Genomic DNA, 21,641 nt, shown 5'->3' with positions numbered 1-21,641 from the left:
TTTGTTGCGCAAGCGCCTGCTCGGCCTGTTGTTGGTCGTGTTCGGTGTTTCGCTGATTACCTTTGCAATTTCGCACTTGATTCCGGGCGATCCTGCCCGACTGATCGCTGGTGACCGTGCCAGCGATGCCTTGGTGGCCGGCATCCGTCATCAGCTGGGATTGGATCTGCCGCTGTATCAACAATACGGTCGTTATCTGATGGACCTGCTGCACGGAGACCTGGGCACCTCGATACGCACCAGTCGTCCCGTTCTGGAAGACTTGCAAGCGTTCTTCCCGGCAACCCTGGAACTGGCGCTGGTAGCGCTGGTGCTGGCGGTCCTGGTCGGCATCCCGCTTGGCGTGCTGTCAGCGGTTTATCACAATCGGGCCATTGACCAGATTGCCCGTACCCTCGCGGTCACCGGAATTTCCACGCCGGCCTTTTGGCTCGGTCTTGGTGCAATCGTTCTGTTCTACGGTCACCTTGGCTGGCTGCCCGGTGGTGGCCGGTTGTCCGAAGGGCTGGCGCCGCCGCCGACAATCACCGGTTTTTATCTGATCGACTCGCTGCTCGCCGGTGATGGCCGACTGTTTCTCGATGCTGCGGAGCACCTGATTCTTCCCGCCGCAACGCTGGGGTTCGTGACCTTGGGTGTCGTCGCACGACAGATTCGTTCAGCCATGCTTGATCAACTGGGTGAAGACTATATCCGCACCGCACGCGCCTATGGTCTGTCCCGATGGACCGTGATCCTGCGCCACGCACTGCCCAACGCCCTGATTCCTTCGGTGACCGTCCTCGGGTTGACCCTGGGTGATTTGCTGTATGGCGCGGTGCTGACCGAAACAGTATTTGCCTGGCCTGGCATGGGCGCCTATGTCGTCAAGTCGATCCAATCGCTGGACTTCCCCGCGGTGATGGGCTTCGCCATTCTGGTTTCGTTCATCTACGTGCTGTTGAACATGGCCATCGATCTTTTGTACCGCGTGATCGACCCACGCATCGGCGAGGTGAATTGACATGTCCGTAACCCTGACGGCAGCGCGCCGCCCGCGCTGGAGCGAAAAAACCGCCTACCTGGCCTACCAGATCCGCCGGAGCCCGCTGACCATGGCTGGCCTGGCGATCACCTCGATCGTGTTGCTGTGCATGATCTTCGCCCCTTGGCTCGCCAGCCACGATCCCAACGCCCTGAACCTCTCCGAACGCCTGGCGCCGCCGTCCAGCGACCATTGGTTCGGCACCGACGAAGTCGGCCGCGACCTGTTCAGCCGCGTGCTGTTCGGTAGCCAACAGTCGGTGGGCGTCGGCCTGTTCGTGGCTTTTGCCTCCTGCTTCATTGGCGGGTTGCTGGGATGTTTTTCGGGAGTGATCGGTGGTCGTTTCGACGCATTAATCATGCGTCTGATGGACATCATGCTGTCGGTGCCGTCGCTGGTACTGATTATGGCCCTGGCGGCTGCGTTGGGCGCGAGCCTGTTCAACGCCATGCTGGCGATTACCCTGGTGCGAATTCCGTCCTATGTGCGGCTGGCCCGTGGCCAGGCCTTGAGCATCCGGCAGATGGGGTACGTCAAGGCCGCCCAGACCTTCGGGGCCGGACGCTGGCACCTGGTGCACTGGCACGTGGCACGCAACGCGATGCCTCCATTGCTGGTGCAACTGAGCCTGGATATCGGCAGTGCGATCCTCATGGCCTCGGCCCTGGGCTTTATCGGCCTGGGGGCACAACAACCCACGGCCGAGTGGGGCGCGATGGTCGCTACCGGGCGTAACTACATCCTGGATAACTGGTGGTACTCGACCTTTCCGGGTCTGGCGATTCTGATCACCGCCACCGGCTTCAACCTGCTGGGCGATGGCGTGCGCGATCTGCTCGATCCACGGCAACAGGGGAAATGACCATGCACACTTCGAGTCCTGTACTGGCCATCGACAACCTGAGCCTGGAATTCCCGGCTTACAAAAATAACGTCAAGGCTCTGAACGGCGTGTCGTTGCACGTCAATCCCGGCGAAATCGTCGGCGTGGTGGGCGAGTCGGGATCGGGCAAGTCGGTCACGGCGATGCTCAGTATGCGATTGCTGCCAGAGCGCAGTTATCGGATCACCGCCGGCAGCTTGAGCATGCTCGGTCGCGACATGCTGGCGGCTCCTGAAAAGGAGCTGCTACAGATTCGTGGGCGCGATGCCGCGATGATTTTCCAGGAGCCGATGACGGCCCTGAACCCGACCCGGCGCATCGGTCGGCAAATGCTCGACGTGATCATCCATCACCAAAAGATCAGCGCCGCCGAAGCCCGTCTCAAGGCAATTGCATTGTTGCGCGACATGCACATCGCCAGCCCGGAGCACGTATTGGAGAGTTACCCTTTCGAGCTGTCCGGAGGCATGCGGCAACGGGTGATGATCGCGCTGGCGTTCTCCTGTGAACCGCAACTGCTGATCGCCGACGAGCCGACCACCGCCCTCGACGTTACCGTGCAACGCCAGGTGCTGTTGCTGCTGCGGGAAAAAGCTCGGCAACGAGGCACCGCCATTCTGCTCATCACCCATGACATGGCCTTGGTTTCGCAGTTCTGCGACCGGGTGTACGTGATGTATACCGGCGCGGTGGTTGAAGAGGGCGGCACCGTCGAAGTGATGGGCAACCCGCAACATCCCTATACGCAAGGGTTGCTCAGTGGCCTTCCAGAAATGGTCGAGCCGGGTCAGCCGCTGCTGACCATCCCCGGTCAAGTGCCAAACCTGGCGTCTTTGCCTGTGGGCTGCACCTTTCAGGAGCGTTGCCCCAATGTCATGCCGGTTTGTAGCAAACGCCCGAACCTCAACAGCATTAACGGTAATGAGCAACGTAAAAGTGCGTGCTGGTTACCGGTCAAGGAGCTTTCGTGATGAACAATGCCGTCATTCATACCGCCTCCCAAACGGCACCCACGATTCTCCAACTTGACGACGTTCGCGTCCGTTTTCCCATCAGTAATGATTGGCTCGGTCGACCGCGAGGATATGCCCACGCCCTGAACGGCATTGACCTTCAGGTACGGGCGGGAGAGACCCTGGGGATTGTGGGCGAGTCAGGCTGTGGCAAAAGCACATTGGCGCAGCTCTTGATGGGTTTGGTGCCGCCCAGCAGCGGTGAGCTGAACTGGGTTAGTCGCGGCGGCGGCGAGGGCAGCAGCAACGTTCAAATTGTTTTCCAGGACCCACAGTCTTCGCTTGATCCACGCTTGCCTATCTGGAAAATCATCACCGAGCCGTTATACGCCCGAGGTCACGCCTCCCGTGCGCAGATGCGCGATGTGGCGGCCCGGGTCGCGGCCCAAGTCGGCATCCGCCCGGAATACCTGGACCGCTTTCCCCACCAGTTTTCCGGTGGTCAGCGACAGCGGATTGCCATTGCCCGAGCCCTTTCATCAGACCCGGATATTATTGTCCTGGACGAGCCGACATCGGCGCTGGACATTTCGGTTCAGGCACAGATCCTTAACCTTCTGGCGGAGTTACAACGCGCTCGCAACCTGACGTATATCCTGATTTCCCACAACGTCTCAGTAGTCCGTCATATGGCAAACCGGGTAGCGGTGATGTACCTGGGGCAAATCGTTGAGCTTGGCAGCGCAGCCCAGGTTCTCGATCAGCCACGCCATCCCTATACCCGCTTGTTGCTCGAAGCAGTACCACGACTAGGCGTGCCGCTGCATGCCGAACAGGTTGCGGCGCCTACCGAATTGCCAGGGAACCGTCGGCTACCGAGTGGCTGCTTCTTCCGCGAACGTTGCAGCCTGTGCACCCTTGGCTGCGAAAAGCCCCAGGCCTTGCTGGAGGATGAGCAGCAGCGCGTGCGGTGTCATTTACAGAGCTGATAATTTCCAGGAGTGCGCGGAACACTCGATGGTAGCAGCGGCCCGAGGCGATGGGCCTCTGGAATGGGGCATACAGGCCATCCGACAAGATCGCGGAAGGGTTCGAACCGCGCTCTTGTCGGTGCCTGTCTACAAGCTTTGCAGATCAATCGCCGGGGATGCCTTGCAGGTCGCGGATCATCTGTTCGATGACTTGTCCTGCATGTTCGCCATAGGCTGCGGCGTCCATGTCGATCCGCCCTGAAATATGCTCGGTGTGCTCATCCAGGGTGATTTCGAAAGCCACGCGGCAGGTATCGTTCGGCAATAGCCGCAGGCTCATCCACTGGTTGTCGCCCAGGGCGATGCGGTTGCCTTCGCTGCGTGAGTTCCAAGCGTTGAACAGCTGGGGAAACGGCAGTTCGAAGCCGGCGGTGCGCGTAGACATGCCCTCGGGATACAAGGCTGCCGGTTCTATGTCCTGACGAGCCGCGGCATTGATCACCGCCCGCTGCACGCGCTTGATCACGGCTGCCAATGGTTCGCCGGGCTCATGCCGGGTACTGATCGGGATGGTATTGGACAACGGCCCCACCAGCGTCTGGGCCGCAGCTCCCGGGCGGTTGGCGAAGGGGACGCCGGTCACCACGGTGGCAACGCCGCTGACTGCACTGATTGCCCGTTGGTAGATGGCCAACAGCAGCACGAACGGCGTCACGCGCTGGACTCTGGCATATTCCAGAACCCTGCTGCGCGGCACGTCGGAGGTGAACTTCAGGCTCTGCATGCGCCCCATGCCGCCACTGCCTTTAGTGCGCAGTGCATCGAGCCCGTAGGGCCCCGTCCCCGGGTAGATCTCAAGCTGTTGCGCCGCGCTTACTGGTTGCTCCGGCAGGTGCTGCATCCGGCAATAGTCGTTCCAGGCGCTGCAAGATACCGGGGGCTGGTCCAGGTAATGCCGGGCGATATCCTCCAGCAGCAGGTCAATCGACGCGCCATCGCAGGTATAGATCCAGAAGCCGATCCAGATGTGCAGGCCAGCCTCGTCTACCGCCGAGGCGATGCGCAGTCCGGGTTCGGCGGCTTGCCTGGCCCGGTAGGCCAGGAAGTCCTGGTCGGTGACTGCTGCCTGCACCTTGCCCAATTGCTCGCGCAAGGCTTGGTGCAATGCCTGTTCGCTGGGAGCTCGGCCGACCAGTTGTTCTCCTTCGATGTCGAACCGGGCCGCCAGGATCGGATGCCGGGCCAGGGTCTGGGCCACGGCGTCGAATACTTGTTCCTGGCAACACTGCGCGCTGAAGTCCAGACGCAGCGCGCCGGAATAGGCGCGCCCTGTCTGGTCAAGCATCGCCCCGGTCCATTTTTCCCGCAGCCCCGCGACGCTGGAAAGCGTCGTGAGGGGTCCCTTGAAGGGGGGGATCAGGTAGTTCTGATGCATGACGATAACCTACGGCTGGGGGCTCGATGGGGCCGGCTCGAGAGCCAGGGCATTGCGTCCGGCCCAGATCAGCAGGGCACCACCGATCATCGCCAGCGCCGACAGGGCGAAAGCGCTGACGAAACCATTGGCCGCGATGGTCGGCACTCCACTGCTGTCGGAGACGGCCAGGGCCACGGCAGCCAGCAGGGTGACCCCGAACACCTGGAACAACTGCTGGATGGTGGTGGTGATACCCGACCCGGCACCGGCGTCCGCCTCGCTCAGGTCGCTGGTGGCCAACGACTGGGCGACCGGTGCGACACACCCGAAGCCGATGGAGGTGACCAGCATGGCCGGGAGCATTCCCAGCCAGTAGCTATGCAGGGGTACGCCGAAGGCGAACAGTGCAAACCCCAGCGCCGAGGTTGCCAGGCCGACAACGGCTGCCGTCTGCGGATTCCAGCGCTGCATGACGAACTGCGAAAGGAAGATGCCAGGGAAGAAACCCAGGCAGAAGGGCAGCCAGGCCAGGCCAGTCTGCATCGGGCTCAGGCCGAGGTAGTCTTGCAGCAACAGCACGCCCAGGTAGAACAGCGCGCCGGAGGTCGCTGCCAGGATGGCCACGATGGCGTAGCCGGCCAGGCGGGGAGAGCGGGTCATCAGGCGTGCGGGAATAATGCCGTTTTCCGAGCGCTTGCAACGACGCAGTACCAGGGCGATACCCAGCAAACCCAGCACCAGGAGCGCCACGCGCTGTCCGGGCAGGTGCTCGATGCCGGAGCCCATCACGGCCATGACGGTCGCGGCGACGGCCACCACCAGGATCAGTGCGTTGCCCAGGTCCAGACGGGTGGAACTGCGGTGGGTGAACTTGGGAATCATCACCGTGCTAGCCAGGATCAGCAGCATGACGACCGGTACGTTGACCCCGAACACCCAGCGCCACGACAGATAATGAGTCAGTACGCCGGACAGCAGTACGCCGATGATCGAGCCCAGGCCGCCGAGTGCCGCCCAGATGCCAAACGCCTTGCCGCGCTCGGGGCCTGCGGGAAACAGCAGCGACACCATGGCCAGCCCGGTGGCCGAAGCCAAGGCTTCACCGACCCCTTGCCCGGCACGGCTGATGATCAGCACGGTGGCATCTTCGGCGAAGGTCGCCAGCAAGGAAAATGCGCCAAAAATCACTACGCCGACCTGGAAGGTGCGCCGCACCCCAAAGGCGTCGCCGATCCGCCCGCCCAGCAGCAACAGCGATCCGGCGGTGATGAGGTAGGCATTGACTACCCAGGTCAGGGACCCATCCGTGAGTCCCAACTCATGCTTGATCCGTGGCAGGGCCACGTTCACCACGGTGGCATCCAGCAGCAGTATCAGCTGGATGATCGAGATGACAGCCAGTGCCTGCCATCGTTTTTCATTGAGCGTTGCATTCGCGGGTGTGTGAGTCATGTTTATCCAATCCTTAGATTTAATGGGTGTCGGCCGGCGTCCGGCCGGCACCCGAGGCTTCTTTCTTGAGCGATCAGCCCAGGGCGTTGACGTTGGCCAGAGCCAATGAGTTACGGATCATTTGAATCCCGTAGTCGGTGCCAATGCTCTCGGGGTGAAACTGCACGCTTTCGATCGGCCGGGTACGGTGTCGCGCCGCCATGTTCACGCCATCGTCCGAGTAGGCCGTGGTCATTAGCGAGGTTGTCGTTCCCGGGTCGGTGATTGCCAGCGAGTGATAACGCACCACGGTGACGGCCGAGGGCACATCCTGGAAAATACCCTGTCCGTCATGGTGGACCTGGGCGTACTTGCCATGTTCGGCGGTAGGCGCACGTGTGAGCTTCCAACCGAAATGTTCGCCAAGCGCCTGGTGCCCCAGGCAGACACCAAAGATAGCCTGCCGTTCATCCATCGCACGAATTATCTGCGGGTAACCATGGTCCTCGGGCGTGCCCGGACCGGGCCCCAGGACCAGTAACTGCGGTTGCCACTGTCGATACTGGGCGATGGGGTCGTCGTTGACGCGAACGACCCTGGTTTCTGCACCCGCGGCCGAGTAGTACTGCTCGATGACATGCACAAAGCTGTCGAAGGCGTCGACTAGCATCACTCTCATGCGCAGGCTCCCATCGCTCGGGAAAACGACTTGATCTTCGCTCCCGCCTCATTCCATTCATCCTCGGCCTCGGAGTCGGCGACGACTCCCGCGGCGGACTGCAAGACATAGCGCCCGGCATTGCCGACGATGGTCCGGATCGTCAGGGCCAGCACCGCGCTGTTGGCCCCGGTGATATAGCCGGCACAACCGGTGTACAGCCCGCGAGCGGTGCCTTCCAGCTCGGCGATGATTTCCATTGCCCGGACCTTGGGGGCTCCGGTCATGGTGCCCGCCGGGAAGTTGGCCACGATCAGGTCCCAGACATCGCAGTGCTCGCGCACCCTGGTCTCCACCGTGGAGACCAGGTGCAGCAGGGAGCCATAGGTGTCCTGCTGCATGAACGAGCTCACTTGCACGCCCCCGGGAACCGCGCAACGAGCCAGGTCGTTGCGCGCCAGATCCACCAGCATCAGGTGCTCGGCGGCTTCCTTGGGGATCTTGTCCAGTGGACTGCCGCGCTGGTCCTCCCGACTCATGGTCCCGGCGATCGGCCGAACCTGGGCCACACCGTCCTGGAGGCGGATCATCAGCTCCGGACTGGATGACACGACGTGCAGGTCGGCAAGGTCCAGGTAGTACATGTAGGGCGCCGGATTGACCGATGCCAGGCGTTCGTAGAGGTCCACCGGGGCAATCGCCGCGTTGGAGACGGCCCGTCGGCACAACTGCACCTGGTAGATGTCACCGGCGCGGATGTACTCCTTGGCCCGGGAAACGGCCGCGCAGAACGCCTCGCGCTCGGTGACGTCCTCGACCACCGCAGCTTCCATGGCGAGGCCGGGCAGCGGTGCCGGCGGCGGCTGGCGAAGCACCGCGAGCAGGGCTTCAAGGTCCGCTCCATCGCTGGCCCCGGCCTTGAGTACGTCGATCCGCGCCGGACCCTGGGGATCTTCGTAGCGGACGATATGCCGGTAGACCCGCACCACCACCTCCGGCACATCCTGCTCGATGGCCATTCCCGGCAGGTTTTCGACGAAGCGCGCGGCGCTGTAGCCCAGGGCCAGCACCAGGGGAAAACCTTCCGGCAGGGCCAGGGTCTGGGCTACGCGCCGCAGGCGTTCGCACAGGCTCGACTGTGGGTCGTTCAGCAGCCGTTCGCAAGCAGCCAGGGCCCACTGGAAGGGCGCGCTGGCGGACAGCTGCCAGGCGCCATTGACCAGCTTGAGCTCCAATAGCAGGTCGATCATGAAGGTGGTCTGGTTGCCGTCGACCGGCAGGAAACCCGCACCGGTCTCGAACAGCGCCGGACATGGATAGAGCCCCAGCAGGCCACGACGCACCTGGGCGACCGGCGCCGCATCGGCGATTTCGCGGTGCTCCACGCGCCACATGGGGATGGGTTGCAATGAGCTCACAGGGCTGGCTCCCGTTGATCGCGGATACGTGCGTGCTTCCAGGAAATGTAGGCACCGGTCTCGGTCCGCGGATCCAGGCTCTGCTCCAGCTGCAGCTGGACCGAGGTGCCGAAATGGCCGGCCATCTGCTCCTGTACCTGGGCCACCGAACGCTCGCCGATACCCGCCACCATCGACACCTCGACATGGTCGCTACCGTCGCTGGCGGTGCAGATCCTGACCTCGTAGCCAGAGACCCACTCGGCCGCCGTCAGCACCGCCGACTCGATGAGTGCCGGCAGTACCTGGCGACCGGCCAGGGTCATCACGTCACTTACCCGGCCAAACACCCGCAGGCAACGAGAACGATTGCCGCAGCCGCACTCTTCGGCAGAGTGCAGGCGCGCCAGGTCGCCGGTGCGGTAGCGGATCAGTGGCTTGGCCCCGGGTACGAGCATCGTCAGGCACAGTTCGCCGATATCGCCCTCCATGCCGGGAACCGGAAGAATCTCCGCCAGGTAGTTGGTCTCGGAGAAGTGCAGGTTGCCGTTGGCGCAGCCTGTGGCCACCGCATGGGCTTCCTGGGAGCCATACAGACCATGGGTGCAATGAGCGTTCCAGACCCGGGCGATATTGCTCAGCATCTGCGGCGTGCACAGTTCGCCCAGCACCATGATCTGGCCCACCGCGGTCTCGCGCGGGTCGATCCCCTGGCTCACATAGAGCCGGGCCAGGGCCAGGGCCACGGCGGGGGAGCAGATCAGCGAGCGGACGCCGAGGTCGTTGATCAGCTGGGCGGCCTTGACCAGGCCGACCCGAGGGCTTTCCGGCCACAGCCGCACATAGGGAATGCCCAGGTTGCGGCAGACCTCGCCATAGGTATCGCCGAACGCATACAGCTCCGACGGCCCCATGATCGCGGTGAGGGCGTCGGTGGTGCCGAATGTCGACTGATACAGGTCGGCGACGGCCTTCTGCACATAGGCACCGCTGGTTTCCACATCGATCGCCGCCCGCGGGCAGGGGGTTGGCAACCCCGTGGTGCCGGTCGTCTCGTAGTACACCGCGATCTGGTCGAAAGGCAGGCTGCAGACCGAACGGCCGACGGCGCGCAGGTCTTCCTTGGTGGTGAAAGGTATGCCGTCCAGCGCCGGCAGCGCGCTGGGACCGCCCAGTTGCGAGCGCAGGTGCCTGGCATAGAACGTCGAGCGTTCCTGGACATAGCGCAAGACTTCCCGGGCCCGCAGTTGCCCCTTGGCCTCCAGTTCCTGTGGCGTGGTGCGTCCACCCAGGTAGGCGTCCACATCTTCCAGCCATTGCTGGTGCAGGTTGTCCTTGCTCATGGCTGGTTCCCCGCGTCCAGGCTGTTGGCGAACTCACTGATGGTCTCGGTGAGCATGAGGCTCTCCAGGGGAACGCTGATGGACAGCTGGGACTCGAGTTCGATCTTGATCTTCATCGCCGACAGCGAGTCGCCGCCCAGGTCGAAGAAGTTGTCCTCGGGAAGTACCACCGGCTCCTCGAGATGACTGGAGATCACCCGGATAACGGTGCGCAGGATGGTTTGTGGAGTCTTGCTGGTGGAGTCTTTCATGTCATTCCTCAGGGTTTCGCGCAGGGCCAGTACATCCACCTTGCCGTTCTTCGACAGGGGCAATTGGGGCAGCTGCTGGACAGTCTTCGGCACCATGTAGGCGGGCAGGCGCAGGGTCAGGGCCTGGGTGATCGCGGGAGCCCGTTCGGGCTCGCCGACATAGACCAGGGCGATCTGCTTGGGATGCCCATCGGGGCCGGGCAGGGCTACGGCACAGGCTCGCGAGACACCGGGGCAGGACTCGGCCACGCTCTCGATTTCACCCAGTTCGATGCGCAGGCCATTGAGCTTGATCTGGTTGTCGATGCGTCCCAGGATCTCGATTTCGCCGTTGGGCAGGTAGCGTCCGAGGTCGCCGGTGCGGTACATGCGCCGCCCGCTGCGCGGGTGCTGGACGAAGGCCTTGCGGGTCAGTTCCGGCTGGCCGATGTAGCCACAGGCCAGGGAAACATCGCTTTCCACCAGCATTTCCCCGGGTACCCAATCCGGGCAATCGGTCCAGTCGCCCGCCACGATGTGATAGGCCGAGTTGCGCATGGGCGCGCCATAGATCACCGAACGCACCACTTGGCCTTCTTGCTCGTCGATCTCGTGCAGCACCGACCAGTTGGTGGTCTCGGTGGGGCCTCCGCAGGAGTACAACCGTGCATTCGGGTACAGCGCCCTGGCTCGCGGCAGCAATGGCAGGGGGATCCAGTCGCCCGCCATGACGATGTCGGCCAGCGACTCCACCGCAGAGAAGCTGCGCGCGGTTTCCGCCACACTGCACAAGAGGTCCATGATGGCCGGCACGCAGGCCCAGAAGGTCACCCCGTGGCGACGCTGCAGTCGTAGCCAGGTATCGGGGTCCGGTCCTGCCGCCTGGGCAGGCACCACCACCGAGCCGCCGTGCAGCAGGGGGCCGAAGATATCGAAGACCGACATGTCGAAGTGCAGGGCGGCGGTGGCCAGGTGGCGAGTGGAGGCATCCAGGCCAAAGCGCTCGACGACGTCATAGACGTGGTTGACCACCGCGGCCTCGGGAATCTCGACCCCCTTGGGGTTGCCGGTGGAGCCGGAGGTGAAGATCACGTAGGGCGAGTAGTCCGCAGCCAGTGGCGCCAGGGCCAGGTCAGTGTGCTGCCCGGCCCAGGCCCGCAGGTCCTCATCCGTCAGCACCAGCCGCCGCACCTGCTCCGGCAACGGGGTATCGACACTGGCGATCACGGTGTTCACCCCGGCCTGGGACAGCACCGAGCGAATACGCTCGGACGGCAGGTCGATATCCACCGGCACATACCCGACACCGGCCAGCAGGCAGCCATAGACAGCCGCATAGTGGCCGCTGCCCTTGGGCAATACGATCCCGACAAAGCGTTCGCCGGGGGTGCGGGCTTGCTGGATCATCTCGCCGATCCGTGCCGCGGCCCGGCCGATTTCGCCCCAGCTGTAGCTGCCCTGGGCATCGAGGACTGCGGTTTCCCCGGCGCGGTCGGCGATCCGTGCCAGCAGCAGGTCACGCAAGTGAACCTCAGGTACTGGCGCCTGGGTCGCGTTGACCCCGTGGCGTACTTCGATCTGCGCGGCAGGTCGCAGGTCGAGCCAGGTGCGTTGCCAGATCTCGCTGTCGTCGGCCAGTTGCTGCAGCAGGGTGCAGAATGCGCCGAACATCGATTCCACGACCTCAGGGCGGATGACCCCGGTGAGGTAGTCCCATTTGAAGTACAAGATGCCCTCGGATTCGCGCAGTTGCACATCCAGGGTGACCTGGGGCGTTTGCGAGACGCCGTAGACCTCTTGCCCAAGACGCGCCGCGTCATGGCGTCCCGGGTGCCCGAGCAGGCTGGTGAGGACGATCGGCATCAGTGGCGCACCGCCACTGCGACGGGCCCGGGCCAGCTCGCGCAGCACCTCGACACCGTTGAACAGCCGATGGTCCAGCGCCTGCCAGATGGCGCCCTGCAGCTGCTGGCCGCGAGCCTCGAGGGTATCGGCGGCCGCGGTTTCGTAAGGCACCAGCAAGGTATTGGTAAAGTCGCCGACGACCTGGTCGATATCGGCACTGACCGGCATCCGATCCGAGACCGGGAAGTTCAGGGTGAAGCGGTCTTCTTCGCTCCAGCAGCGCAGCACTTCGCACAAGGCCAGCGCGACCACCCCGGACGGCGAGATATTGCGCGCCTGGGCCTGGGCCTGGAGCCGCTCCCAGGCAGCGACGGCGAGGGTGCCTTCGTGTCTCTCGAAGCGCGACTGGCCGCTGAACTCTCCAGGCTCCAGCTGCGGCAAGCGCGGCGCTGCCGGCAGATGGTTGATCTTGTCCAGCCAGTATTCGCGGTCGGCCTGGTACTGGGCGCTCTTGAGCACTTTTTGCCGATAGGCGACGTAGTCATGGAAGCTGGTCTGGAGCACCGGCAGCTGTGGCTCATCTTCCAGGTAGAGATCGATCAGGTCGGGGATGATCACCTGGAAGATCGACCAGGCATCGGCGATCAGCATGTCGATGCACAGATGCACACGGCTGGTGCTGGCGCTGATGCGGCTGATGCGGAACTGGAACAGGGGCCATTGCGTGGTGCCGATTTCTTCGTTGGCCATGCGTTCGCGGACCCGGTCGATCTCCTGGTCGATCTGCGCCGCATCCAGGGCGCTGAGATCGACGTACTCCACCGCCTGGGTACCGTCGACATCGCCGATGCTCTGGCGTCCGCTGGCATCGATGGTCATGCGCAGCATCGGATGGCGCTCGACCAGCAGCCCCACGGCCCGGGTGAAGCGCGCGCGATCCAGGGCCTGCACTTCCCATTCGAAATAGCCCTGGCAGCCGACGCCGCCGTAGTCGTAGAACGAACCACGACCGATCCACAGTGCCTGTTGGCTTTCGTTGAGTTCGAACGGCAGCAGTTGCTGCTGTGCCGGTAGGTGCTCGAACTTCGGCAACTGGGTATCGCGCGAGGCATTGGCCAGGCGTACCAGGTTCGCCAGTACTGGCTCCTCGAGGAACGCGCCCATTTGCACATGGATGCCATGCTTGCAGGCCAGCTCGCCGACCATGCGCAAGGCGCGCAGGGAATCGCCGCCGGCGTCGAAGAAACTCGACTCCAGCGTCGCCTCTTCACAGAGCGTCCAGGCCAGCCAGCAATCGCGTACCGCGTGGTCTGCCTGGGTCTGCGGGGCGAAGACTGTCTGGCCCGCATCGCGCTCGATAGGGCCGACCTGCAGCGCGCTGTAGTCAACCTTGCCATTGCGCCCCAGGGGCAGGGTGCCGGTCACAATCTGGCCGGGTTGAGCGGCCGGGTGCAGGCGGGCCGCCAGGTGCTTGCGAACCTTGGCCACCACCTCCACGGCGTCCGGAGCCAGCTCGAGGAACAATGCCAGGGTCGCGCCCAGGTCGTTGCTCAAGCAGTTGGCCGCTGCCTTCACCACGCCTGGTACTTGCAGCGCGGTGATCTCCAGCTCAGTCAGGTCGACCCGATGTCCGCGGATCTTCACCACCGAGTCGGTCCGCCCGAAGATTTCCACGGTGCCATCGGCGGCCATTCGCGCCCGATCGCCGGTGCTGTATTGCAATGGCGAAGTGGCGTCCAGGCTGTTGCCACGAAATGCCTTCTTCGTGTCCTCGGGGTTCACGTAGCCCACCGACAGCGTTTCGCCGGTGATGATCAGCTCACCGACGCAACGGGCCGCGAGCTGCTGGCCATGGCGGTCGACCACGTACATCCGGGCGCCGGGTATCGCCCGGCCCACCGAGGGCAGCAAGGTGCGGCGTGGTGCGCACAGGTCCTCGATGGAAACCACCGCAGCCTCCGCGGAACCATAGACATTGATCACCCGGTAGCCGAGATCGGCCGGCGGCCATTGCTTGCAGCGTTCACCGGCGATCAGCATGGTGCGCAGACCGGTCCGGGTCCCGGTGGCCCACAGCGCTTCGGCGATGGAAGTCATGGCCAGCGTATGGTTCATGTCGCCTTCGAGCAGCCAGCGTGCCAGCAGGTTGACGTCCTGCAGTACCGGCGGGGCAGGGATGCAGACCGTGCCGCCGGCGCACAGTACCGGCAGCGGGTCGACCTCGACCATCCCGTAGCCGGGCGACGATAGCCAGGAGCCGCGGCTATGCTCGTCCAGCCCGGCCTGATCGATAATGGCGTCCAGGGTAGCGGCCATCCCCCGATAGGACAGGCATACCGCCTTGGGCCGTCCGGTACTGCCGGAAGTGCCGGCGATAAAGCAGGCCTCGTTGGTGGTGTCGACCCACTTGCCGTGTTCCCAATCGACGTGGGCAGGGCGTAGCTGCACCTTGTCGATGTCCAGCAGCGGATAGGCCACCAGATCTCGCGCTCGCTCGGTGGTGCTGCCTGCGGTCAACACCGCATGCGGGCTGCACTCTTCGATAAAGGCCCGAATACGTTCGTCAGGATGCGCCGGGTCGATCAGCACGCAGGTGCCCCCCATGCGTTGCACGGCGATGATCGAGGCCAAGTGTTGCCAGCCGCGCTCCAGGAACAGCGCCAGGCGCGGGCTCGAGCGACGGGAAGTGACGCGTTCGCGTATGTGCTGGACCAGTGCCTCGGAGGCGTCCCAGAGTTCGGCGTAGGTCAGGGTGCGGTCGCTGTTGTCATCCACTATCGCCACCGCCGATGGCTTGCTCTGTACATGCCGGTAGATGCGCTCCACCAGGAACTGGCGCGGGCCGGCTTCGGCCGGGGCAGGACAGGCGGGCTGGATAGTGGAAGCCGGCAGGGCCTTGGGATCAAGTACTCGGGCGCAAGCGAAGGCCACCAGTTCAAGCAACTCCAGGCGTACGGCCCGGGTCATGCGATCGCTGCGTACCGACAGTTGGCAGCGGCCGTCCTGCGCCAGCAGCCAGACCGGCGATTGCGCCTCTGGCAGGCTCTTGCCATCGCTGATCTCGATATCGGCACGCAATTGCGTCTCGCCGTGGGGCGCTTCGGCATCGTCGCGCAACTGCGCGATATAGGCCCGGGCGTCTTCTGCAAGGTTCAACGCCGTGCAATCGACGCCGAGCTGCGACGGTTTGCCGTCGTCATGGATGCCCAGGATTAGCCTGCCTTCCGGGCTGAGCAGGGAGCCCAGGACCGCGGCGAGCGTAATCAGGTCGTTCATGCTGGCCGTCAGGCCAGGGGGCAGGGCAATGTCTTCCTGGTCCCGCGTGTTGTCGGCTGATGGTCCGGCCGCCGGGCACGCGAACGCGTCCCACAGGCTGCGCTCGTTGCCTGACAACGATTGTGGTTCGGGGGGTACTGATGTCATGTCGTCCCTCATCTTGTTCATGCCTTCCCTGTTGTCACGCTGTGGTGTTGTTCTCGATCTGGTGAATGGCCCCGATCTGCTCCGCCAGTACCGAGGCCGCCTGAAGCACGGCTTCACGTTCCTGGTCGGCAAGTGTCGAGGCATCGACTGCGATGAAGCGTTTGCTGCCCTTGGCCGCGGTGTTCCAGGTGGCGACAGCCCGGCCACCGATAAGCACCACCGGCCGTCCGTTACCGGCCGCGTCGTAGCCGCCGACACGTTCCAGCTCAAGGCAGTCGCGTTGCCTCGAGCCGGGCGCATAGCCCATTACCAGGGGATCCCAGGCCGGCAGGAAGCGGATCTGCGCCGTTGCGGGGGCCTTGGCCCGTTCGAGGAACTGCTCAAGGCGCACCAGCCCGGCCTGGCTGTGCCACATCTGGTTTCCGACCTGGCTGGCTCCGCAGGCTTGAAGCAGCCCGCGCGCGGTTTCCTTTGAAACCCCGAGCCACCAGGCCAGGTCATCGACCGTGACCGGTCCGTAGTGTTCGACGTAGCGCCCGGCGATATCGCGCAGTAGCGAGTCGCGGTCCAGTGGCACGCCGTCGCCGGGCAGCAGCCCATCGGGCGCGGCCGAGTACAGCCAGCGGTTGGACCATTGGTTGGCCGCCGGTATACGCACCAATGCGCCGTCATAGGCGGCAACCGAGGTCACTGCACGCGCCTGGGGTGCCGGCAGGTCGAGGGCGCTGCCGATGTCTTGCAGGCGTACCGAAACGCCATTGCTGAAGGCGACCAGCGCCGGTAGCAGTCGCCGGTAATCGTCCAGGCCAAGCCCTACGTCCCGCAGGCGCCATTCGTGGTTGGCCAGCGGCAGGCGGGTGGCGGCAAAGACCTTGGCCGCCAGCTCGCCGGGAAGCAGGAACTTGGAGCGCCGCATGCCCGGGATACGCAGCAGGTCGCTGAGGTTTTCCATGGCCAGTACGGTCTTGCGATCGAGGTTGCGATTGCGCGCCATGACCGCCAGCCAACTGGTAGGCCGGGCCGAATAGACGCCGACATAGGCCTGTGCAATCTGTGCCACCGTTGCATCCGCCAGGCGCTCGAAGTGTTCCGACACTATCCATTCCCGCAGGTGGATGTCGGTGAGGCCATTGCAGGCAGTTCTAATGCTCATAAGGTTCTCGATAGCTGGTGTGCTGCGCGGTTCAGTCGCCGACGACGTCGAAGTTGCAGCTGCGAGCGGCCTCGAGCTGGTACATGTCGGACTTGGCCGGGACGAAGAACTTGCCGTCGTTGCCCTCGCGATGGCGCTCCCCAGGCACCGAAACCTGCAGTACCGGCTGCCCTGTGAGTCGTTCGTGGTCGCGCATCAGGCGGGTCATGGAAACCATGCGATCGAGCATCCGGCGCAGCATCTCCATACCTTCCTTGTCGCCCAGGACCTCGCCTTTCTTGTCGCCCACGAGCATGGCCGGGAAGCCGTAGCCGACCATGATCATGCGGTTCAGCAAGGCGCACTGGAGCATCTGGTTGTAGACCTCCACATGGCCCATGCGCCGGCCGGTCACCATAACCCCGGCCACCTTGTTGGTGAGGGTGCGATCGTGGCGCAGGAACCCGGTCCCGACACGCTCCAGGAATGCCGACATCAAGGGCGTTGCGCCAAAGCCATGGACGGCACAGGCGAAGATCACGCCATCGCTGGCTTCCATGAGTTGCACCGCACGCGCGGCGTCATCCTGCTGTGCGCAGGGTTCGTTGCGAAAATTGCAATCGCCGCAGGCCCCGCAAGGGTCGATCTTGGCGCTGGCCAGTGAAAAGACCTCGAGGATGACATCCTGCTTCTCCAGGTACTCGGCCGCCCACTCCAGCGCCCTGGCATTGTTGCCATCCACCCGTTCCGAGCCATTGATGGCGACATACTTGATCTTGTCCGTCATGGTGCTTCTCTCTCCTTAGAGTTTGCGTATTTGCGGGCACGACGATCGCCGGACCGTCGTGCCATGCCTCTAGCGGTGCCAGAGACCGCTTCAGCCTGCCAGGTAGTCAGCGATCGGATACTTCACGCACAGCGCCTCGGCCTCCGCGCAGAATTGCTGGCGCAGCGCCGGGTCCAGGGTGAACTCGCTCTCGCCGATCGGAGTCACCTCGTCGAGGATCCGACAGAGCAGGTCGACGATCTGCTGGCATCCCTGCGCGTCGACATGACGCTGGGCGAGGGCGCCGGTACCGATGCGCAGGCCGCTGGTGACGAAGGACGAACGCGTTTCGCCGGGCACACGGTTCTTGTTGACGACGATTCCGCAGTGCTCCAGCGCGGTTTCGGCGATAGCGCCGGTCATCGCGGCACGCAAGCGAATCAGAATGGTGTGGTTTTCGCTGCGACCGCCCACCACCTCATAGTCCCGGGCCTGGAATTCGCTGGCCATCACATCGGCCGCGTCGCGGATGCGCTGCATCTCGGCATCGAATTCCGGGGTCATGGCGTAACCTAGTGCCGCGGCCTTGGCGGCCATCATGTTTACAGCCGGCGCGCCTTGCATCCTGGGGAACACCGCCAGTTCGAGCACCCGGGCGAAGGTCGCATCGCGGCCGGGGACTTTTTCATTGGCGTCACGGCCCGAGAGAATCAGGCCGCCACGGGGGCCTGCGAGCTGCTTGTGGGTGCAGGTGGTGGTGACGTGCGCGGCGTCGATCGGGCTCGGATGGCGCCCGGTCGCCACCAGGCCGGCGATATGCGAGATGTCGGCCATCAGGATGGCGCCGGCTTCATCGGCGATCTGCCGGAAGCGCTCGAAGTCCACGACCCTGGAGTAGGCCGTGGCACCGCAGATGATCAGGCGCGGCCGATGCTCCAGGGCCAGCCTGCGGACTTCGTCGTAGTCGATCAGGCCTTCCTTGGTGGTGCCATAACCGATGGCCTTGTAGTAAGTGCCCGAGAAGGTCACGGGGCTGCCATGGGTCAGGTGGCCGCCGTTGTCCAGGGCCATGCCCAGCAGCGTGTCGCCAGGTTCGAGCAGGGCGGCGAGCACCTGGTAGTTGGCGCTGGAGGCCGAGTGCGACTGGACACCGGCATATTGCGCACCGAACAGCTCCCGGGCCCGCTGGATCGCCAGGGACTCGACCAGGTCCACGTTCTCGCAGCCGGCGTGATAGCGGCGTCCGGGAACGCCTTCGGCGGTGACATTGACCAGCGCGGAGGACGAAGCCGCCAGGGTGAGGGGCTTGACCGCGCAGCAAGAGGCGACCAGCGAGAGGGTGCGTTGCTGGCGAGCGACCTCGGCGTCGAGGATCTGCGCCAGTTTGGCATCATGTTGCTGAAGATCGGCCAGGCCACGCTTGAGCAGATCGGCCTGGGTGAGAAGCGGTTGATGATTGACTGTCATTACTTGCTATCCCTTCCTTTGGTGTTGTGTGCTGCGAACGACAGCACGGTTTCCTCGACCTCGTGCGCATGGGTACGCACGAAGTAATGCCCGCCACCTGCCAGGGTTGCGGCTTGGGTGACGTCGATGAACTGGCTCCATTGCTCCAGTACCACTTCGGGCTCGGCGGTAGCCGGATCCTCATCGCCCAGCAGTACCAAGGCCGGTACGCCATGGGCCGGGTGCTGCGCCAGGTAGCGATAGGCCTCGCAGGCGATCAGATGGTCTCTTCGGCCACGCGCCAGCATGCTCTCGACCTGGGTGTCGAGCAGTCCGGTGAAGGCCCCCAGGGAGCGCAGGTAGTCGGCCCAGGTCTGGTCCGAAGTGGTTTCGGCGGCGCTAATCGCGGCATCCGCATCCAGCACCGGACGCGAGGCTGCAACCACCAGTGACAGCCTCTCGTGGCTATCGGCCAGGCTCGAGGCAATGCACGCTGCGGTCGCCGCGCCGGCGCAGTGGCCGTAGATCACCAGGCGGGCGGCGCCGATCCCCTCGATCTCGGTGGCGAGGATGTCGAGCAGGGCACGGAAGTCCAAGGCGTCCTCGACCTCGAAGTCAGCGAAATCCACGCCGAAGACCTGCACCTCCTGGTTGCCTTGAAACAGGCTGCGGTAGGCCGTGGCGTCCCCGCCACCGAAAGGAACTGCAATCACCGCGGTCGAACCTGCGGCGGCTTGCGCATCGCCAAAACAGACCAGGCGGGCGGTTTGTCGAGTGGCTTCGCTGAGGATGCGCCGGGCCAGGTCGGCTGCCGTCGGGTGCTCGAAAAGCGTCACGATGGGCAGGTTGCAGGACAGGCGCGACATCACGCGAATCGCGTCGAAGGAGTCGCCGCCGAGGTTGAAGAAATTGTCTGCATGGCCCACATGCGGCAGCTTGAGCACCTCGGCAAACGTGGCAGAGACGCGAGCCACTTCATCGGCCAGGGCTTGTTCATCGAACTGGATGTTTTCAGTCATTCCATTCACTCCTATCCATAAGTACATCAGCGAGTTCATTGAGCAGGTTGGTGGCCGCACTGGCGTCGCAAAACGGCCCCTCGATCTCCAGGAGCAGTTGCGAAGCAGCGGTGCGGCGTATTTCGATGCCCACCGGGAAAGTTGCACTCATCACCTGCGAGGCCGGGATGCCGCGCCTGCCCGCGCCGTTGATGAACAGCTCGGACGCCCGGCAGCAGGCCAGCGCCTGACGCGCCGCCGGACAGCGACGAGCCCGTGCCTCAAGGCTGGTTTCGGGGAGTGGTTGTGCTCCAGGGGCGGCGAAGGAGAGCGGGACAAGGCCCGTCATCATGCCGATGGCATCCTGCTGGTGCGCCGGGCGCCAGTTGTGCGACGAACACAGGGTGTCGCCCTCGGCGATGACATCAGCCCGCTGCAGGTAGGCCAGGAGTGTCGCCATGGGGGGCTTGTCGGCATTGATCGCGGCGATGTCCAGGGTGCGTTGCAGGCTCATTCGCGGCCCTTGGGCGTTGAAGGCCAGGCGCCCGGTTTGCAGCAGGCGCACTGGCGCCATCGGTTGCGCAACAGCTGCGAGCAACCCACCGTCATCCTGTGCGTGCAGTGCCTGGGCCTGGACATAATCCTCATAGAACCCGCGCCCTCGACCCATGTGCGCCAGGGCCGAGTCAAGGTCAGCGGATTGCGCGGCTTGCAGCAGGCGCGCCAGGACCTCGAGGCTATGTTCGTCGGCCAACCCATGATGGATCGAGAGGAAACAATGCCATCCGCTGCCAGTGGCCAGGCTGCCTGCAGCAAATAGCGCAGTGCCGGATCTGACAGCCAGCTGGGCCTTGCGCAGGGCCTCGGCAGCGCTGCTCCCGCGAACATCGAGTACTTCAAGATAACGGCCCAGCTCCTCGCCCCATCCAGCGCTCACCAGCTGACGCAAGAGTCCGAGATCCGGGGCAGCCCCGTCCTTGAGAGATATGAGGGTGGAAACTTCCTGGGCGACCCCGGTGTAGAAGCCCTGGGCGACCATGGCCTTGGCCTCGACACTGAGCCTGGCGTCGGCAAGCGCCTGCATCATGCCCAGCCGTTCGACTGATTCAGTGGCCGGGCCTTGAGCTGTTGTTTTTGACATGTCCGATCCTCGGCGCGCAGGCATCATCCGGCGGCGATTCCGATCCATTGGAGAACGCATTTCCGGGTGCCCGCACCCCTCCCGTCCAGCAGGAAGGCCATAGGGCGCGCACAGTTTTTTGTACGACAGCCTTAGTCGGTCATATCGTAAAAATGCGTCGGTCTTTTACTTGTCTCGAGCGGGCCGATCAGTTTCTAAGGCGCGCGCAAAGGAGGGAGCCTGATGGGATGTCGGGCAGGGTTGCGAGGGGACTGCTTGCAGCATGTCGCTCATGGGCTGAGGTGCTGGAGGCGGGGGTTACAAGGGGGCCTGGCAGGTTCCGGACAACAATATCGGCAAACAAAAACATTAAGCCATTCCTTAGCTTGGGTAGGAAAAATGCCGCCTTTTGGGCGATCTAAATAAAGCATCCTTTGACACGACCCCAGGTTAATCCTGGTGGAGCTAGGGTAAACCCCTGCGCGTCATAGGGGAAAACCTTAGTAGGTAATGTCGTAAGCGCAAGTAAGTTTTTTCCGATTTTTAAAAAAAATTATCGGACCGCTCCAGGCTGCGGTTCAGCAGTGGAAAACACTGTGAGCCG

The 21,641-nt window shown here is 63.8% G+C and carries 15 protein-coding genes; 4 read left to right on the top strand and 11 right to left on the bottom strand.

From position 1 onward, the window contains the following. Position 1 precedes the first annotated feature (1 nt). The 4 genes from J4D52_RS28610 to J4D52_RS28595 are packed head-to-tail and all read left to right on the top strand — an operon-like array spanning position 2 to position 3,849. The gene (locus J4D52_RS28610; RefSeq protein WP_207272195.1) at positions 2–1,003 is read left to right on the top strand and encodes an ABC transporter permease; all 1,002 of its coding nucleotides are present in this window, start codon (positions 2–4) and stop codon (positions 1,001–1,003) included. A gap of 1 nt (position 1,004) precedes the next feature. After that, positions 1,005–1,886: a D,D-dipeptide ABC transporter permease gene (gene ddpC, locus J4D52_RS28605; RefSeq protein ID WP_063430815.1), complete on the top strand. Its 882-nt coding sequence runs from the start codon at positions 1,005–1,007 to the stop codon at positions 1,884–1,886. 2 nt (positions 1,887–1,888) lie between these two features. Next, on the top strand, positions 1,889–2,878 hold the full coding sequence (locus tag J4D52_RS28600) for an ABC transporter ATP-binding protein (protein ID WP_063430813.1): 990 nt from the start codon (positions 1,889–1,891) through the stop codon (positions 2,876–2,878). After that, the gene (locus tag J4D52_RS28595; RefSeq protein ID WP_063430811.1) at positions 2,878–3,849 is read left to right on the top strand and encodes an oligopeptide/dipeptide ABC transporter ATP-binding protein; all 972 of its coding nucleotides are present in this window, start codon (positions 2,878–2,880) and stop codon (positions 3,847–3,849) included. The genes J4D52_RS28600 and J4D52_RS28595 overlap by 1 nt, the downstream gene beginning before the upstream one ends. Positions 3,850–3,994: 145 nt before the next feature. On the opposite strand, the gene J4D52_RS28590 is transcribed toward J4D52_RS28595, so the two are convergent. The 11 genes from J4D52_RS28590 to J4D52_RS28540 all read right to left on the bottom strand — a co-directional run bounded on the left by J4D52_RS28590 (position 3,995) and on the right by J4D52_RS28540 (position 21,106). Beyond that, entirely contained in the window at positions 3,995–5,176 is a 1,182-nt protein-coding gene (locus J4D52_RS28590; RefSeq protein ID WP_124373249.1) for a condensation domain-containing protein, read from the bottom strand. Positions 5,177–5,275: 99 nt separating this feature from the next. Further along, the gene (locus J4D52_RS28585; protein WP_063430807.1) at positions 5,276–6,700 is read right to left on the bottom strand and encodes an MFS transporter; all 1,425 of its coding nucleotides are present in this window, start codon (positions 6,698–6,700) and stop codon (positions 5,276–5,278) included. 73 nt (positions 6,701–6,773) lie between these two features. Further along, positions 6,774–7,358 (bottom strand): aminodeoxychorismate/anthranilate synthase component II, encoded by a 585-nt coding sequence (locus tag J4D52_RS28580; RefSeq protein ID WP_102678140.1) that lies wholly within the window; start codon positions 7,356–7,358, stop codon positions 6,774–6,776. After that, positions 7,355–8,755 carry an anthranilate synthase component I family protein gene (locus J4D52_RS28575; protein WP_063430803.1) on the bottom strand — a complete coding sequence of 467 codons (1,401 nt, stop codon included), beginning with the start codon at positions 8,753–8,755 and terminating at the stop codon, positions 7,355–7,357. Before J4D52_RS28575 ends, J4D52_RS28580 begins: the two co-directional genes overlap by 4 nt. Next, entirely contained in the window at positions 8,752–10,077 is a 1,326-nt protein-coding gene (locus J4D52_RS28570) for a phenylacetate--CoA ligase family protein (protein ID WP_102678138.1), read from the bottom strand. Before J4D52_RS28570 ends, J4D52_RS28575 begins: the two co-directional genes overlap by 4 nt. Further along, complete coding sequence (locus J4D52_RS28565; RefSeq protein WP_241190625.1) at positions 10,074–15,428, bottom strand: non-ribosomal peptide synthetase; 5,355 nt, start codon at positions 15,426–15,428, stop codon at positions 10,074–10,076. The genes J4D52_RS28570 and J4D52_RS28565 overlap by 4 nt, the downstream gene beginning before the upstream one ends. Before the next feature lie 181 nt (positions 15,429–15,609). Next, positions 15,610–16,728, bottom strand: coding sequence for a DNA glycosylase AlkZ-like family protein (locus tag J4D52_RS28560; protein ID WP_102678136.1), 1,119 nt, complete (start codon positions 16,726–16,728; stop codon positions 15,610–15,612). 31 nt (positions 16,729–16,759) lie between these two features. Then, positions 16,760–17,494 (bottom strand): flavodoxin family protein, encoded by a 735-nt coding sequence (locus tag J4D52_RS28555; RefSeq protein ID WP_025808896.1) that lies wholly within the window; start codon positions 17,492–17,494, stop codon positions 16,760–16,762. Between the two features lie 90 nt (positions 17,495–17,584). Beyond that, the gene (gene glyA / locus J4D52_RS28550) at positions 17,585–18,940 is read right to left on the bottom strand and encodes a serine hydroxymethyltransferase (protein WP_102678135.1); all 1,356 of its coding nucleotides are present in this window, start codon (positions 18,938–18,940) and stop codon (positions 17,585–17,587) included. Further along, positions 18,940–19,938, bottom strand: coding sequence for an alpha/beta fold hydrolase (locus tag J4D52_RS28545; protein WP_102678134.1), 999 nt, complete (start codon positions 19,936–19,938; stop codon positions 18,940–18,942). The genes glyA and J4D52_RS28545 overlap by 1 nt, the downstream gene beginning before the upstream one ends. Beyond that, positions 19,931–21,106, bottom strand: a complete 1,176-nt coding sequence (locus tag J4D52_RS28540) for a hypothetical protein (RefSeq protein ID WP_146018025.1) — start codon at positions 21,104–21,106, stop codon at positions 19,931–19,933. Before J4D52_RS28540 ends, J4D52_RS28545 begins: the two co-directional genes overlap by 8 nt. Positions 21,107–21,641: the final 535 nt, after the last annotated feature.

Origin of the sequence: Pseudomonas sp. GW460-12-10-14-TSB1 (assembly GCF_017349775.1) — a bacterium.
Classification (GTDB): Bacteria; Pseudomonadota; Gammaproteobacteria; order Pseudomonadales; family Pseudomonadaceae; genus Aquipseudomonas; species Aquipseudomonas piscium.
The sequence above is the reverse complement of the archived record's forward strand: the minus strand, read 5'-3'. Positions and strand labels throughout refer to the sequence as shown.

What these genes read in the sequence shown, in the direction of transcription:
- J4D52_RS28600 (WP_063430813.1), top strand. Translation starts at nt 1,889, where the DNA reads ATGCACACTTCGAGTCCTGTACTGGCCATCGACAACCTGAGCCTGGAA.
- glyA (WP_102678135.1), bottom strand. Translation starts at nt 18,940, where the DNA reads ATGACAGTCAATCATCAACCGCTTCTCACCCAGGCCGATCTGCTCAAG.
- J4D52_RS28545 (WP_102678134.1), bottom strand. Translation starts at nt 19,938, where the DNA reads ATGACTGAAAACATCCAGTTCGATGAACAAGCCCTGGCCGATGAAGTG.
- J4D52_RS28565 (WP_241190625.1), bottom strand. Translation starts at nt 15,428, where the DNA reads ATGAACGACCTGATTACGCTCGCCGCGGTCCTGGGCTCCCTGCTCAGC.
- J4D52_RS28560 (WP_102678136.1), bottom strand. Translation starts at nt 16,728, where the DNA reads ATGAGCATTAGAACTGCCTGCAATGGCCTCACCGACATCCACCTGCGG.
- ddpC (WP_063430815.1), top strand. Translation starts at nt 1,005, where the DNA reads ATGTCCGTAACCCTGACGGCAGCGCGCCGCCCGCGCTGGAGCGAAAAA.
- J4D52_RS28595 (WP_063430811.1), top strand. Translation starts at nt 2,878, where the DNA reads ATGAACAATGCCGTCATTCATACCGCCTCCCAAACGGCACCCACGATT.
- J4D52_RS28555 (WP_025808896.1), bottom strand. Translation starts at nt 17,494, where the DNA reads ATGACGGACAAGATCAAGTATGTCGCCATCAATGGCTCGGAACGGGTG.
- J4D52_RS28570 (WP_102678138.1), bottom strand. Translation starts at nt 10,077, where the DNA reads ATGAGCAAGGACAACCTGCACCAGCAATGGCTGGAAGATGTGGACGCC.
- J4D52_RS28585 (WP_063430807.1), bottom strand. Translation starts at nt 6,700, where the DNA reads ATGACTCACACACCCGCGAATGCAACGCTCAATGAAAAACGATGGCAG.
- J4D52_RS28590 (WP_124373249.1), bottom strand. Translation starts at nt 5,176, where the DNA reads ATGCTTGACCAGACAGGGCGCGCCTATTCCGGCGCGCTGCGTCTGGAC.
- J4D52_RS28540 (WP_146018025.1), bottom strand. Translation starts at nt 21,106, where the DNA reads ATGGATCGGAATCGCCGCCGGATGATGCCTGCGCGCCGAGGATCGGAC.
- J4D52_RS28580 (WP_102678140.1), bottom strand. Translation starts at nt 7,358, where the DNA reads ATGAGAGTGATGCTAGTCGACGCCTTCGACAGCTTTGTGCATGTCATC.